This window comes from Enhygromyxa salina (genome assembly GCF_002994635.1).
Classification (GTDB): Bacteria; Myxococcota_A; Polyangia; order Nannocystales; family Nannocystaceae; genus Plesiocystis; species Plesiocystis salina_B.
The window spans coordinates 16,194-30,301 of record NZ_PVNL01000015.1 but is presented as its reverse complement, the minus strand read 5'-3'; the positions used below and the strand labels follow the sequence as shown (position 1 = coordinate 30,301).

Here is a 14,108-nt window from a genome sequence, read left to right as displayed (position 1 = left end):
GCCCAAGCGACCACGGCTGGTCTCGCGCCTGAATCAGCTGCGCGCAGTCGGCTCGATCGACGCCACGTCGGCTAGCCACTCGCGCAGCCGCACCGCGTAGGCCAGCGGGATCTCGATGCCCGGGCGCTTGATGTCCGCGAGCGCGGCCCCGTGAAAGTCGCTGCCTGCGGTCGGGACCAGGTCGAGCTCACGAGCGAGGCGCAGCCACGGCTCGGCGCGGGTCGGGCTGACCTGCCCATAGAACGCCTCGATCCCCTCGAGACCTCGATCCCGGAATTCGATGAACAGCTCGCGGACGACGGCGTAGTGACGCAGCGTGTGCGGGTGGGCCAGGCTCATGCGGGCCCCCGCGGCGCGTCCGAGCGCGAGCGCTTCGCCGAGCTCGAGGCTCGCGATCGGGACGTCGGCCGGGCCGTTGTCGCGCAGGTACTTGTCGAACGCGGCGCGCATCGAGCTGCAGTGCCCCGCTTCGACGAGCGCCCTGGCGACGTCGGGCCGACCCGGGGTCCGACCGACCGCGGCCGCGAGGATCGGCTCGGGGTCGAGCGCGATCCCGAGCCCGGCGAAGCGATCGCAGATCGCCACGATCCGCTCGCGCCGTCGCTGAAGCTGGACCGCCAGCCGATGCTCGAGCCGATCGCGGCCCGGCCCGTCTGCGACGCCCCAGATCAGCAGGTGGATCGTGCGCCCGGCGTGCTTGCTGCTGAGCTCGAGCCCGCGCAGCACCCGAGGTGCTGGCCCCGTCCCCGTCGCGGTGCGAGTCAGTTCAGCCGCGAGTCGGTCGCAGCCGACCGTGGTGTCGTGATCGGTGAGGCACGCCAGCTCGACGCCAAACTCCGAGAGCGCCTGCGCGAGTTGCTCGGGTTCGAGGCTGCCATCGGAGCAGGTCGAGTGGCAGTGCAGTTCCAGACGCACGAGCGCGCAGTATAGCGCTCACTCGTCCGCTCGGTCATGCAGCACACCGAGATGACAGTTGTCAGCGCGGGACAGACAGCGCGCACACCTCAATGCTTGCGACGCGCGGGGCTGGCTCTTGTAAGCTGTGCAGAGGGATCGCTTCGCGCATGAGTGACGCACCGCAAGCCAAGCCCCACGATCCAGCGACGAGCGGGTTCTGGTGGATGCCTGGAGGACTGCTGGCGGCCGCGGGCGCGGCGATCGTGCTGTGGTGGGTGTGGCCACCCAATGACGAGGTCCGCGAGTTCGGTGCCGAGCTCGCGGCGGCGACCCCCACCGCGGACGCGGGCGCCGAGTCCACGCTCGACCTCGGCAGCGGCGACAGCGAGACCGGCGCCCCGCCCCCACCGAGCAACCCGCTGTCGAGCTACGTCCTGGAGACCGACGGCGGACTCGAGCTGGCCGGCGGTGACGCCACCAGCGGCTCCGAGACCAGCGACGCGGACCGTGCAGAGGCGGGCCGGCATCACTACCACCGCGACACCGCCTTCGAGTGGGTGCTGCGACCGAGCCACAGCTTGGGTCCGGTCGCCGACGTCGGCGTGCGTGCGTTCGCGTTCGTCGACGGCGGCAGCGCTGGGCTGCCGCTCGCCGTCGACCCGCTCGTGCAGATCTCCGAGTCCGGCACGATCGAGCTCAGCGGCGACATCGGCCAGCTGGGTCTCGAGCCGGGGCGCTACACGATCTCGCTGGCTGTCGGTCGCGTGGATGCGCTGCCCGTGCAGGCGGACGAGGTGTTTGCTCACCGAGCGGATGATCCTCCGCAGGCGTGGGTGGTCCGCCGCGTCGAGCTCGTGATCGCCGAGTGAGGGTCCTGCGACTCGGGGCAGCGCGTAGGACCCGAACTCAGCTCGCTGCCAACGACCGGTCCAGTACGCAGTGGCGCCCGCAAGCGGGCCAGAAGCCTGGCCCGAGCTGATAGAAGCCCCGCGAACGACGCCCGAACCCGGACGGACTTTGGAAGAATTAGCTCAGTCGTCGTCGTCGGGGTCGCGGTCGAGATCCAGCGTGGCGATGAGGTCGTGGGCGGTGGTCTGCATGACCCGGGCTTGGACGAAGTCGCCGGGCTCGGCGGTGCCGTCGAGCAGGATCACCTTGCCGTCGATCTCGGGGGCCTGGCCCTCGTGGCGGCCGTCGAGCAGTAGCTCGCTCTCGTCGGAGATCCCGTCGACGAGTACCTCGATCAGCTCGCCGCGCATGGCCGCGAACTTTTGCTCGCGGATGCCCGCTTGCAGCTCCATCAGCTCGCTCGCGCGGGCGTTGGCGAGGGCATCGTCGACGCGCTCGGGGTGCATCGCGGAGGTCGTGCCGTCTTCGCGTGACCAGGGGAACACGCCCAGGTGGTCGATCTCGCCTTCGGCGATGAACGCCCGCAGGCGCTGGTAGGCGGCCTCGTCCTCGCCGGGGTGACCGACGAGCATGGTCGTGCGCAGCCAGATCTTGGCTGATTGGGCCCGGATCCGCTCGACCAGCTCGCGCACGGTCCGCTCGGTGTAGCCGCGGCGCATCTTCTTGAGCACGCCCGTGTCGACGTGCTGGATCGGCACGTCGAGGTAGGTTGCAACCTTGGGGTGGGTGGCGATGCGCTCGATCAAGCCGTCGGTCACGGCGGTGGGGTAGGCGTAGTGCAGGCGGATCCAGCGAAGCTCGGAGATCTCGCCGAGCGCGTCGAGCAGACCCTCGAGGTTCGACGGCGCCAGCCCGCGCTCGCCGAGATCGGTTCCGTAGGTGGTCAGATCCTGGGCGACCAGGCAGATCTCGCGGGTGCCCTGGCCGACCAGATCGTGGACCTCCTGGACGATGTCGAACACCGGGCGGGAGCGCTGCGGGCCCCGTAGCTTGGGGATGATGCAGAACCCACACGGGCGATCGCAGCCCTCGCCGATCTTCACGTAGTTGGTGTGCCCGGCACCGTAGGTCTGGCGCGGCGTGCTGTGGTCGTACAGCCATGAGCGGCGATCCAGCGGGCTGACGCCCATCCGCTGGGCCGCGCCGCCGAGCACGTTTTGGAGGCCCAGCATGTCGGCGCTGCCCAGGAAGTGATCGACCTCGGGCATCTCGTTGGCGAGCTCGGTCGGGTAGCGCTGGCTCAGGCAGCCCGCGACGACCAGGCGCTTGGGATCGATCCCGGCCTCGGCGGCGCCAGCCTTGACCCGCGCGAGCTCGAGGATCGTCTCGATCGACTCTTCCTTGGCGGCGTCGATGAACCCGCAGGTGTTGACGACCAGCGTGTCTGCGAGCTCTGGGTCGTCGACCAGCGTGTGACCGCCCGCGCGCACGACCCCGAGCATGACCTCGGTGTCGACCTGGTTCTTCGGGCAGCCGAGGCTCACGAAGTAGACCTTCTGAGGCGTCTGCGGTGGGCGGACGTGAGGACCGGCCGGCTCGCGCTCACCGACGATAGGCAGGCTGATAGGCATCGTCCGCACGTGTAGCCCGGAGTCGCCGCGCCGCAAAGACCCGCGGCCTCAAGATGATCGCAGCTCGAGCCACAGCTCATCGACCAGGTCCTTGGTCCCGCCGTCCCAGTTCTCGCTGGTGAACAAGCGCTGACGCACATCGGCGGGGGGATACAGCTGGGGATCCCCGGCGTCGGTGATCGACCCCTGCGTGAGCGCGGTCGCGTTGGGCGTGGCGAAGCGCAGCGTGTTGGCGTTGAGCGCGGCGATCTCGGGATCGAGCAGGAACTCGATGAAGGCCAGCGCCAGCTCGGGGTTGGCGGCCTTGGCCGGGATCGCCAGGTAGTCGATCCACAGCGCCGCGCCCTCGTCGGGGATCACATAGCGCAGGCTGGGGCGCTGGCTCTGGGCGCGAAACAGGTCGCCGCTGTCGATCTGCGCGATCCAGGTGTCGCCCGTGATCAGCGCCGCCGCGGGGTTGCTGTCGTAGGCCCGCAGCAGCCGCTTTTGCTCACGCAGGCGCGGCCACACCTGCTCGCGGATCGCCGGCTTGTCGGTCGAGTTGATGCCGAGGCCGCTGGCGAGCAGGGCCTGATCCATGACGTCGCCCTTGCTGTCGATCACCGAGATCCGCCCGGCGTAGCGCGGATCAAACAGCGCGTTCCAGCTGGTCGGTGGGTCGACCCGGTCGGCGTCGTAGCCGATCCCCGTCGTGCCCCACAGGTACGGCACCGCGTACGCTCCGCCGCCTCGCTCGTCCCTGGCGTGCCAGACCGGAAACGCCGGGTCGAGGTGCTCGACGCCCCGCGGCGCTGCGCTCAGCTCCCGCAGCACACCGTCGCGCTGCAGCGACGAGAGCAGGTAGTCGATCGGGATGACCAGATCATAGCGAGCGCCAGCGCGGAGCTTCGCGTCCATCTCGGCCTCGGACAGGTAGAAGTCCTGAGTCACCCGCGTGCCCGCGTGGGCCTTGACGAACCGCTCGATCACCTCGGCGGCCAGGTAGTCGCCCCAGTTGTAGACGCTGAGCCCACGACTTCGCGAGCAGCTTGCAAGCCCGAGCCCCAGACAGGCCAAGCCCGCGAGCAAGCTTCGGCGAGACAGATCGGCGGAGGTCATTCTTTCAGCTCCAGTACGTCGTCGTCGTTCCAGTCGAGCGCGCAGGCTTCGGGGCCGTCCCACGCGAGCGGGCTCGCGACCAGGATCGGGGTCGCGTGGCCTTCGAGCGCGAGCTCATGTTCCCACAGCGGACCCACGCAACTGCGTGCCAACAGCCGCGCGCCGACCCGGCCCCCGTCGGCGGGCACGATCCGCAGCTGCTCGGGCCGCAAGAAGCCAGCGCGCGCGCGATCTGGCACCACGCTGAGCTCGCCGAGCAGGTGCGCGGTCTCGAGGTCTGGCGGGCGGCGGTAGAGTTGCTCGGGCGCGGCGCTGGCGAGCACGCGGCCGGAGCTCATGATCACCAGGGTGTCGGCGAGCGCGAGCGCGTCGGCGGCATCGTGGGTCACGTGCAGCATGCCGACACCCTGGTCGCGCCGAATCCTGGCCAGCGCCCGTCGCAGCGCGGCGCGGCGTGGTCGATCCAGAGCAGACAGCGGCTCGTCGAGCAGCAGCCACGGCGGCGCCCGATACAGCGCCCGCGCCAAGGCCACGCGCTGGCGCTCGCCACCCGACAGCGCGTCGATGTGGCGCGAACCAAACTCCGCGGGGTCGAGCCCGAGCCGGGCGAGCAAGTCCGGGGCGTCCGCGCTCGACTGCGACGGCGCAGCTCGGCCGCGCCGCAGCCTGTCGATGAAGGTCACGTTGTCGAGCACGCTCAGGTGCGGAAACAGAGCCGGCATCTGGAACACCGTGCGGGTCGGTCGTTGTTCAGCCGCGAGCGTGTCGACCCGCCGCTCACCGATCCACAGCTCGCCAGCATCGAGCGGCTCGAGCCCGGCGATCGCCCGCAGCAGCGTGGTCTTGCCCGAGCCGGAGTGGCCCATCACGCACACGTGGCGACCGGCGTCGAGCTCGAGCTCGACGCCCGCCAACGCTTCGACCGAGGCGCCGCCCGGGCCCAAGAACCGCTTGTGGAGGCCGCGTGCGATCAGGTTCGAGCTCACCGTGGCCTCCAGCGCGCGAGCTGTCGAGCGGCCAGCGCGGCGAGCACTGGCACCAGGACGAGCAGCAACGACCAGCGTCGGACCAGCGCGAGCGAGCCCGCGCGGGCGTGGATCGTGAGCGCGACCGCGAGCGTGTCGCCGCCCGGGCCCGAGGTGAACGCCGGGATCGCGGCCTGGCCCAGCGCCCACGCCAGCGTGAGCACGGCGGCCACGATCAGCGCCGGGCGAGCGAGCGGAAGCCACACCAGGCGCAGCCGCTCGCGGGCCGTCGCGCCGAGATCGATCGCGGCGTCGATCAGCGCGCGCGGGATCACGACCGTCATCAGCCGCGCCGTCACGAACCCCAGCGCCAGCGCCGGTCCGAGCAGCGCGAGCACGGTCAGCGTCGGGCCGGGCGACAGCCCCAGCCAGGTGCCCGCGCCGAGCGTCAGCAACCCGTGGATGCTCGGCGGGATCGCCAGCGGCGCGAGCACGGCCGCGCCCAGCCACGCCGGATTTGCCAGCCTGCGACTCGCGAGCGCGAGCCCAAAGCCCGCGCTGGTAGCCAGCGCGGCGACCACCCCAGCGATCCCCAGCGAACGCAGGAACAACCCGGCGAGCAGCCGATCCGACGGGCCCACGCCGACTGGATGATCGCCGAGCAGCAGGGCTGCAGGCGCGACCAGCAGCAGCGCCAGCACGGCCCACCCGGCCGCGCGCACCCACGCGGGCGGGACCGGCACCGGGCGCCAGTCGCTGCGCTGCGCGGCCGTGAGCTCGCGGGTGATCAACCACGCGCACGGCAGCGCCAGGCTGATCAGCACGACCACGCACACCAGCGCGCGCGCGGGTGCGTGCTCGCGGATCAGCGCGTCGCGGATCAGCAGCCCCGGCGTGTAGGCATGCCCGCCGCCCGCGACCTCGAACGCGAGCACGTCGCCCAGCCCCTGCAAGAACCCCCAGGTGCAGGCCACCAACATCGCGGGGCGCAGGTGCGGCCACTCGATCTCCCGGGCGCGGGCGAGCGCCCCGGCGCCGAGATCCCGCGCCGCCTCGATCAGCGCCAGCGGTCGCGTGCGCAGGCGCAGGCCCAGGACCAACGCCGCGAACGGGAGTACGTCGATGATCAGCGTGATCACGGCCGCGAGCGGACCCGGCGTGAAGCCGATCGCCAGCACGGCGTGGGCCACGACCGAGCGGCTGACCAACAACAGCGCGAGCAGGACCACGGGCGCGACCGTCTGCGCGAGCAGCAGACCCAGGCCACCGCTGACGATCGCCACGATCAGCGAGAGCCCCAGCCCGCGCACCAGCACGCGGCCGACGGCGACCCGCTCGATCTCGCGCAGCTCGAACGGCCAGGCGGCGTCGACGAGCAACCCGAGCGGCAGCAAGACCACGAGACCCAGCCACACGAACGCGATCGCGCCGGGGACCGATCCCCATTGAGCCGCGCCTCGTTTCCGCCCGCGCACCGAGCTTTCACATAGCAAGCGACGCTGCGATTGACGAGTCCAGACGGGTACACTCGGACCAACCATGACGACTGACAGCACGCGTCAGCTCGAGGCACCCAGGCTCGTGAAGGTCGCTGATGCGCTGCTCGTGATCGGATTCGTGGCGCAGCTGGTCCTCGGTCACGCGATCGCGTTTGGGTTCGACGGACCGCTGTTCGCGTGGCATCAAGATCGGGTCGCGCGCTCGCTGTGGGGCACGGCCGAGTACGGCTTGGAGGTCTCGGCCTACCGCGGGTGGATCCAGGCGGTGTTCGGCGGCACGCTGATCTCCTACGCGTGGGCGATGTTGTTCCTCGTTGCGATCCCGCTGCGTCGCCGCGAGCGGTGGGCGGCGTGGGCCATTGCGATCGCCACGCTCAACTGGGTCGTCGTCGATACGGCGATCTGCCTGGCCCACGGCGTGTGGATCAACGTGGCGTTCAACGCTGTCGCGCTGACTTCGATCGGCGCGCCGCTGGCCATGATGATCCCGTGGCTGCGGGCCGGCGGTCGCCCGTCCGCGCCATCTGCGGGCGCTCGCTAGTCGTGATCCCGGTTGATCTGCCCAGGCCAGTGCGCGATCGTGGCTGCCGATCATGCGAGCGATGGACACGAATTTGGTGCAGCGCCGATCGGTCGGCCGATCGGGCAGCCGCGCGCGGGCGTCGTGGTCATTCGAGAGGTCTTCGGCATCAACCACCACCGCAGCTCGTTCGACCCGCTGGCCTGCGCCCACGCGGAGCTGACCTCGGCCTGACGGTGGTACCCTCGTGAGGGATTGATCTTGCTGTTACTGCGCCTCGTTCGAATTGCACGCCGAATTCGTGATCGCCGCTCGATCGGCTTCGTCGCGATCGCGCTGCTGCTTGCGATCGCGATCATCGGCAACGCCGTCTGCTTCTACGTGTTCGATCGCGCCGTCGATCCCACGATCTCCTGGGGCGACGCGTTTTGGTATAGCGCGGTCTCGATCACCACGATCGGCTACGGTGACTTCAGCGCGACCACGCTCGGCGCTCGGCTTGGGACCTTCGTCTTCATCGTCATCGTTGGGCTGACCAGCTTCAGCCTGTTCTTCGGCATGGTCCTCGACGCGGTCGCGCTCGCGGTCTCCAACGCCCAAAAAGGACTCGGCCGCGCCATGGTCAAGGACCACATCCTCATCGTCCACTTCCCCAGCGAGCAGCGCGTGATGCAGCTGATCGACGAGATCCGCAGCGACCCCGAGCAGGGCGCCTGCGAGATCGTGATCGTCAGCGACGCGATCGACGAGCTGCCGTTCAAGCTCCACGACGTGATCTTCGTGCGCGGCTCCTCGCACGACATCGAGACCTACGCCCGCGCCCGCGCCCAGGCGTGCCGGATGGCCGTGGTGCTGTCACCCGACTACGGCAACCGCAACAGCGACGCGATCGTCGCGGCCGCCGTCAGCGTCATCGATCGGGTCCACGCGGAGATCTACATCGTCGCCGAGTGCCTCGACGAGAAGCACCGCCCGCTATTCGACTCGTGCAATTGCGACGCGATCGTGCTCGGCATGACGATCGCCGGAAACCTGATGATCCAGGAGGTCCACGATCCCGGGATCGCCCAGCTGATCGAGGTCATGAGCAGCAACCGGCGGGGCACCACGCTGTTCTCGATCGAGGTCCACGACTCGGGCGTCAGCTACCTCGAGCTCGCCCGCTCGCTGCTCGGCCGCTCGGTCCACGTCATGGCCGTCAACCGCGGGCTCGAGACCAAGACGATCCTCGACGGGCTCTCGTCTGTGGCGGGTGATCGCTTGGTCTACTCGGCGACCGAGCGGCTCGACTGGCGCGCGCTTCAGGTCAAGGCCACGTCATGATTGGTCTCGGCGGTCTCGACCGCGAGCTCGAGCCGATCCGCGCCCCAAAATAGCTCGGGCCCGGTCGGCGTGTGGACCACGAAGGTCGGCGCCCCGAACACGCCAGCCTCGACCGCGGCGTTGGTCGTTGCGAACAGGGCTTGCTTGGCGCTGGGCTCCCCCGCCGCCGCGACCAAGCCGGCGCCGTCCAAGCCCAGCTCATCAGCGATCCGGGTCAGCTCGGCGGGATCCGAGATGTCGCGATCGTCAGCCCAGTAGGCCCGAAACAATGCGTGCACCAGCCGCCGCCCCTCGCGGGTCTCGTGGGCCCGGGCCGCCAGCGTGACCCGCAGCGCCAGCACCGTGCGCATCGGAAATCGCGTGGGGAACCGATACGGCGCCCCGGACTCGGCCGCCTGTCGCTCGAGGTCGAGCTGGGTGTGCCGCCGCTTGGCGGCGCTCAGCGTGAACATCGGGACGTCGACCATGCCGACCTGCTTGAACACCGCGCCGAGCAACATCGGATGCCAGCGGGCGCTGTCGCCAAGCAGCTGCTCGGCCCGGTGACAACCCAGGTACGCGAACGGGCTCGCGTAGTCGAAGTAGACGTCGACCCGCGCGCGCGGTGGCTCGTGAGTGACGGCCGGCGAGGACCCGGCGCTGGCACCCGTCAGACAGCGCTCGACCATGCCCAGGCGGTCGACACCCCAAAACAGCTGTGGCTCTGGGTCGGACATCACGACGCAGGTCGGGACTCCAAACACGCCAGCCGTGATCGCCTCTTCAGTCCGCTCGCGCAGGTCCTGCTTGATCGCGGGATCGCTGATCTTGGCGAGCACCGCGTCGGCGTCGTGGCCGGCCTCGCTCAGCACTCGATGCAGGCCCGCGCGGCTCGACAGATCGATCCCATCGACCCAGTAGGCACGGAACAGCGCGTGGGCGAGCGGCATGAACGGCGGGCCGACCACCAACAGCGCGCGCAGGGCTTCGACCGTGCGGATCGGGTGCCCCTTCGGCATCGTGATCGGCACGCCCGCGCGCGCGGCCTGGCGGTGAATGTCAGTCAGGTTGTGACGCGCCTTCGCGGGCGACAGCGTCTCGGACAGATTTTGTGGAGTCGCCCGCGCACGAAACACTCCGCCGAGCAAGATCGGTCGCGGGTCGAGGGCTGCGCCGGTCCGTTGCGCCAGCGCCTCGATCCCGGTCGACGCGACGTAGGCGTAGGGACACGAAAAATCGAAGTAGAAGCGCAGCGCTGGAGTCGGCATCGCCGTGAGCATAGCGAGCCTGACTCACGCTCCCACACATCGCCAAATAGCCAGCCGCGAGGTGGCATTAGCGCATCATGGCCATCCCCCAACATGAAGATTTGGCCAGGGGTCCGCACCGTGAGTCGACACAAGCCCCCTGACTCCGAAATAGCCAGTTTGAGCCGCAGATTGGCTAGAGCTTGCGTTTTTCGTCAAGTTAGCTATGTTTGGCGGCGCGCTGACAGATGTGGTTTTGCGCTCGCTGTCGAAAGCTGTCGCCTTCAGCCAGCCATCGACGCGAAGCGCACCATCACCTCACGACCGCTCCGGAACCGCTCTTGGTCACCGAAGCACCGCGCCCCGACCAAACCAGCCAATGAGGAGCCCCATGGAAGCTGCCGTCAACATCGAAGAACCCCCGGACGAGGACGCGCTCTACCGTCACGCCAAGCGCGACAAGTGGGGAGTCGCCGTGTTCCTGTGGGAGCGCGATGGCAAGCGAGCGTTTCGCTTCACCGACGGCGAAGTCCGCGTGTTCAAGAAGGGCTTCTACGAGCTGATGGTCCCGGCGCCCACGCCCGACGACGGCTCCGCCGACGAGCTGCGCGCCAAGGTCCGCGCCAGCGCCTCCGGCAAGAAAGAGATCCTGCCCACGGTCGGCGATCAGCTGGTCTTGCTGCTCAAGGACTACCCCAAGGGCTTCGCCGGCGACGCCTGGCGCGAGAAGCATCGCGGCAGCGGTCGCAGGCTCAAGCGCCATCGGGATCCCGCGATCAAGCAAGCCCGTGAGCTGCTCGCCGCAGATCGCATCAACGAGATGCATGAGCACGGCGACTACGCGGGCGTGCTCGAGTCGCTGGTTCAGGTCGTCGCGGGGACCGACTTGGTGCCCAGCGCCCACGTCGGCAAGCTGCGCGAGACCAAGCCCACACAAGACTTCTCGGCGACCATTCGCGACATCGCAAACGCCCCCGCAGGCGTCACGCTCCGCCAGTTCCAGGCGGCGTTGGTCGGCGCTCAGGGCCCCGCCACCTCATGGCAGGTGCTGACCGCCCCGCTCGCGCTGCTGGCCCCGCACAAGCACCTGTGCATGCGCCCCAGCGTGTTCGCGGTCCAGGGCAAGATCGTGCTGCCGCGCTTCAACCCGCCCAAGCGCGCCAGCGAGACCGCGTACCAGCGCTACCTCGACGTCGCGCAGCACGTGGAGAACGAGCTCACCGAGCTCGGCCACCCGCCCACGGATCTGCTCGATCTTCACGACTTCGTGTGGATGACCCTGCGCCCGGCCGCCCGCGAGGAGCTCGACCGGATCCACCAGCAGCAGACCAAGGCCCCCGCCGGTCCGACCACGCTGGTTCAGCTCGCCGCCCAGCAAGACGCCTGAGCGGAAGCCACCTCTCGAACAAGCGAGCCCACGGCGACCGCCGGGGCTCGCTTTTTTGTTGATGAGTCGTTTCGTCAGATCCGCGGGCTTGGATCCGCGAGTGGTCGAAGGACCGCTCAGAACAGCCCTAGCTGCGTCGCCTCGGAGTGAGCCGCTACAGTTGCGCCGATCGACTCGAGCCACTGGCGACCCTCGGCCGCCCACTCTGGATCACCACGCAACAAGATCTTGGGCCGCCCACACGCGCGCCAGTAGGCCATCAACGCCTTGCGATTCATGCGGCTGGGACACGCCGCGTCGACGACCTCGACACCCGGACGCTGCGACGCCCAGCGCATCGCCTCTTGCCGCACGACCTCGGGAGCGGCCACCAACACCGCCGTCGAGAACGTCCTGCGCTGCAGTGACGTGGCCCCGATCGCGTCGTGCGGCCACAACAGCAGGGAGGCGTCGTCCTGAGCTTCGTGGCGCTGATCTTGCTCGGGCAAATATGGCGCGAAGCGAGGGTGGGCATCGAGGGTCAGCGTGCGACCGACCGAGTCCGCGACCTGCCGGGCCGCGACCGCGCTGGGCACCAACAACAGCACATTGCCGCCGAGCTGCGCGAGGGTCTCGAGCCCGCGGGCGCCGAGCAGACGCGCCGGGCTGTCACACGCCCACCCCGGCTGCGCCCGCAACAGCAACCAGTCGCATGGCATCGGGGTCGCGCGCGGACCCAGGGCCCAGGTGTAGAGCACGTGCGGCCGCCCGTCGCCGCCTGGGGTTCGCGGGCGCATGCTCAGCGACGAGCCCCCGAGCGGCAGCCCGGACGCGACCGCACCCAGCACCAGCCGCCCGACCCCAAACTCGCGACCCCACTCGACGATCACCGCGTGCGCGAGCGAGGCTCGCTGCTGCGGCGCGAGGTTGGACAGCGCCAGCGACATGACCAATTGGCGATGCGCGATCCAGGGCCCGGGGATCAGCCGCGCCGCGGCGCCGACGTGGGTCAAGAACGCGGTCCGGTTGCCGTCACACACATCCACCGCGAGCCGCTCGCGGGTGAGCATGGACTGGATCTGCAGGACCTCGTCGGCGACCGAGTCGAGCTGCTCGCTCATGTCTCGTCTCCCCGCCGCCAGCGTGGCTCCTCGATGCCGGCCGCTCGCGCTCGCCGGGCCCGAGCTCGGGCCGCGCGGAAGAAACCCTTGAGCAGCGCCGCGCACTCGACCCCCAAGACCCCGCCGATCACCTCGACGCGGTGGTTGAGGCGGGGGTCTTCACACAGCTGGTACAGGCTGCGCACGGCGCCGGCCTTGGGATCGTGGGCCCCGTAGACCAGCCGCGCGATCCGAGTATTGACCACGGTCCCCGCGCACATCGGGCAGGGCTCGAGGGTCACGTACAAGCTCGCGCCGTCCAGCCGCCAGCGCTGGGCCTGGCGACAGGCCTCGCGCATGGCCACGACCTCGGCGTGTCCGGTTGGATCGTGGTCCTGCTCGCGGGTGTTGAAGCCCACGCCCAGGATCCGACCGTCCCGCACCACCACCGCGCCGACGGGGACATCGCCGCGATCGCCAGCCTCGGCGGCCAGCTCGAGAGCCAGGCGCATGTACCCGAGATCCGCCGCGGTGGGCTCGTCCGCCACCGACTCAGGATCGCCCGGTGGCGCCCGCGGTGCAATGCGAGATCAAAAGGCGAGAGCCCCGCTCGTCTTGCGACGAACGGGGCTCTCTCGCGCACCCAGAAGGATTCGAACCTCCGACTTTCGGTTCCGTAGACCGACGCTCTATCCAGCTGAGCTATGGGTGCATGCTCGCTTGGTGCGGGGCCGGCTGCATAGCAGCCGCCCGTCACGGACGCAAGCGCTGGGCTTCCGCGCTCGGCTCAGCCGCCCAAGAACCCCTCTGGGGCGCTTGGGAGGGCGTTCGGGGCCCACAGCAGCACGCTCAGGGCGAACGCGTTGTGCCCGGCGTGAACGACCATCGCGACCCACAGCCGGCCGCTGAGCAAGTAGCTGTACGCGAACACCAACCCCAGCCAGACGTAGATCACGGCGCCGACCGGGTTCCAGTGCGCGAACGAGAACGCCACGGCGGGCAGGATCCACGCCAGCGTGGGGCCCGACCCGTGCAGCAGCCGACGAAAGAACATGTGACGAAACAGCAGCTCCTCGGTCAGCGGCGCCAGGACCACGGCCGAGACCGCCAGCAGGACCAGCTCGAAGGTCTCCCGACGGCCGACGAGCTCGAGGATCGCCTGCTGCTCCTGGACCTCGGTGGCGAACAATTGCTGCTGGATCACGCCCAGCAGCCCGCTCCCCACCAGCGCGACCACGATCCCGCCGAGCGCAATCAGCACGCACGCGACGGCGCCCTTGCGCTCGCGGGCTGGGACCAGCGGCTGGCTCGACTCGCCCTTGTGCGCCAGCACCCCGAGCGTTGGGGCTACCTGGTTGCGGAGCATGAGCCGCTCGATGCCCAGGTACGCGAGCGCAGCGGTACCGATCAGCACCGGACCCGCGACGATCCCCGACCACCCCGCCGCCTCGGCATCCGGGAGCAGCCCGACCGCCATCAGCACCATCAGCACCGCGATCCCAACCACAAACGACAGCGCCAACAGCACCACCTCCGTGCTTGCGTGGACAAACACCTCGAGGGTGGCGTGCTCGGGCGGACGTTGCGCGGGGTTGCTCACGATTCGTTCCAGTGTGCCGGCCGACTCGGGCTCC

Annotated in this window: 14 protein-coding genes and 1 tRNA gene; 5 read left to right on the top strand and 10 right to left on the bottom strand. The window is 69.7% G+C overall.

Annotation, left to right across the window (positions count from 1 at the left end):
- Positions 1-33: 33 nt before the first annotated feature.
- Positions 34-915, bottom strand: a complete 882-nt coding sequence (locus tag ENSA7_RS03235) for a PHP domain-containing protein (RefSeq protein ID WP_106087717.1) — start codon at positions 913-915, stop codon at positions 34-36.
- A gap of 149 nt (positions 916-1,064) precedes the next feature.
- On the opposite strand from ENSA7_RS03235, the gene ENSA7_RS03230 reads away from it, so the two are divergent.
- Complete coding sequence (locus ENSA7_RS03230; RefSeq protein ID WP_106087716.1) at positions 1,065-1,766, top strand: hypothetical protein; 702 nt, start codon at positions 1,065-1,067, stop codon at positions 1,764-1,766.
- Positions 1,767-1,928: 162 nt separating this feature from the next.
- Here the strand turns inward: ENSA7_RS03230 and rimO are convergent, their stop codons facing one another.
- From rimO to ENSA7_RS03210, 4 genes are read right to left on the bottom strand one after another with little or no spacing between them, the layout of a single operon-like run.
- Entirely contained in the window at positions 1,929-3,377 is a 1,449-nt protein-coding gene (rimO, locus tag ENSA7_RS03225) for a 30S ribosomal protein S12 methylthiotransferase RimO (protein WP_146157277.1), read from the bottom strand.
- 48 nt (positions 3,378-3,425) lie between these two features.
- Positions 3,426-4,475 (bottom strand): polyamine ABC transporter substrate-binding protein, encoded by a 1,050-nt coding sequence (locus ENSA7_RS03220; RefSeq protein ID WP_106087714.1) that lies wholly within the window; start codon positions 4,473-4,475, stop codon positions 3,426-3,428.
- Complete coding sequence (locus ENSA7_RS03215) at positions 4,472-5,461, bottom strand: ABC transporter ATP-binding protein (RefSeq protein ID WP_106087713.1); 990 nt, start codon at positions 5,459-5,461, stop codon at positions 4,472-4,474. The genes ENSA7_RS03220 and ENSA7_RS03215 overlap by 4 nt, the downstream gene beginning before the upstream one ends.
- Positions 5,458-6,915 (bottom strand): ABC transporter permease subunit, encoded by a 1,458-nt coding sequence (locus ENSA7_RS03210; protein WP_146157276.1) that lies wholly within the window; start codon positions 6,913-6,915, stop codon positions 5,458-5,460. The genes ENSA7_RS03215 and ENSA7_RS03210 overlap by 4 nt, the downstream gene beginning before the upstream one ends.
- Before the next feature lie 64 nt (positions 6,916-6,979).
- Here ENSA7_RS03210 and ENSA7_RS03205 point away from each other — a divergent pair, with 64 nt between their 5' ends.
- The 3 genes from ENSA7_RS03205 to ENSA7_RS03195 are packed head-to-tail and all read left to right on the top strand — an operon-like array spanning position 6,980 to position 8,782.
- On the top strand, positions 6,980-7,480 hold the full coding sequence (locus ENSA7_RS03205; protein WP_106087711.1) for a hypothetical protein: 501 nt from the start codon (positions 6,980-6,982) through the stop codon (positions 7,478-7,480).
- 39 nt (positions 7,481-7,519) lie between these two features.
- A complete protein-coding gene (locus tag ENSA7_RS43095; protein WP_181233041.1) occupies positions 7,520-7,693 on the top strand; it encodes a hypothetical protein in 174 nt (57 codons plus the stop codon).
- A 21-nt stretch (positions 7,694-7,714) separates the two neighbouring features.
- Positions 7,715-8,782 carry a potassium channel family protein gene (locus ENSA7_RS03195; protein WP_106087709.1) on the top strand — a complete coding sequence of 356 codons (1,068 nt, stop codon included), beginning with the start codon at positions 7,715-7,717 and terminating at the stop codon, positions 8,780-8,782.
- On the opposite strand, the gene ENSA7_RS03190 is transcribed toward ENSA7_RS03195, so the two are convergent.
- Entirely contained in the window at positions 8,761-10,029 is a 1,269-nt protein-coding gene (locus ENSA7_RS03190; protein WP_181233039.1) for a 2-hydroxychromene-2-carboxylate isomerase, read from the bottom strand. The genes ENSA7_RS03195 and ENSA7_RS03190 overlap by 22 nt on opposite strands.
- A 370-nt stretch (positions 10,030-10,399) precedes the next feature.
- Between ENSA7_RS03190 and ENSA7_RS03185 the strand changes: the two genes are divergently transcribed.
- Positions 10,400-11,395, top strand: a complete 996-nt coding sequence (locus ENSA7_RS03185) for a hypothetical protein (protein WP_106087707.1) — start codon at positions 10,400-10,402, stop codon at positions 11,393-11,395.
- Between the two features lie 116 nt (positions 11,396-11,511).
- Here the strand turns inward: ENSA7_RS03185 and ENSA7_RS03180 are convergent, their stop codons facing one another.
- The 4 genes from ENSA7_RS03180 to ENSA7_RS03165 form a co-directional block, all read right to left on the bottom strand.
- The gene (locus tag ENSA7_RS03180; RefSeq protein ID WP_106087706.1) at positions 11,512-12,495 is read right to left on the bottom strand and encodes a hypothetical protein; all 984 of its coding nucleotides are present in this window, start codon (positions 12,493-12,495) and stop codon (positions 11,512-11,514) included.
- Positions 12,492-13,022 carry a tRNA adenosine(34) deaminase TadA gene (gene tadA / locus ENSA7_RS03175; RefSeq protein WP_342352808.1) on the bottom strand — a complete coding sequence of 177 codons (531 nt, stop codon included), beginning with the start codon at positions 13,020-13,022 and terminating at the stop codon, positions 12,492-12,494. Before tadA ends, ENSA7_RS03180 begins: the two co-directional genes overlap by 4 nt.
- Positions 13,023-13,112: 90 nt before the next feature.
- Positions 13,113-13,186: transfer RNA gene (locus ENSA7_RS03170), tRNA-Arg, on the bottom strand.
- A gap of 75 nt (positions 13,187-13,261) precedes the next feature.
- Positions 13,262-14,074 carry a CPBP family intramembrane glutamic endopeptidase gene (locus ENSA7_RS03165; protein ID WP_106087705.1) on the bottom strand — a complete coding sequence of 271 codons (813 nt, stop codon included), beginning with the start codon at positions 14,072-14,074 and terminating at the stop codon, positions 13,262-13,264.
- Positions 14,075-14,108: the final 34 nt, after the last annotated feature.

Coding starts and splice junctions, on each gene's coding strand:
- ENSA7_RS03180 (WP_106087706.1), bottom strand. CDS start 12,495: ATGAGCGAGCAGCTCGACTCGGTCGCCGACGAGGTCCTGCAGATCCAG.
- ENSA7_RS03230 (WP_106087716.1), top strand. CDS start 1,065: ATGAGTGACGCACCGCAAGCCAAGCCCCACGATCCAGCGACGAGCGGG.
- ENSA7_RS03185 (WP_106087707.1), top strand. CDS start 10,400: ATGGAAGCTGCCGTCAACATCGAAGAACCCCCGGACGAGGACGCGCTC.
- ENSA7_RS03190 (WP_181233039.1), bottom strand. CDS start 10,029: ATGCCGACTCCAGCGCTGCGCTTCTACTTCGATTTTTCGTGTCCCTAC.
- ENSA7_RS03220 (WP_106087714.1), bottom strand. CDS start 4,475: ATGACCTCCGCCGATCTGTCTCGCCGAAGCTTGCTCGCGGGCTTGGCC.
- rimO (WP_146157277.1), bottom strand. CDS start 3,377: ATGCCTATCAGCCTGCCTATCGTCGGTGAGCGCGAGCCGGCCGGTCCT.
- ENSA7_RS03205 (WP_106087711.1), top strand. CDS start 6,980: ATGACGACTGACAGCACGCGTCAGCTCGAGGCACCCAGGCTCGTGAAG.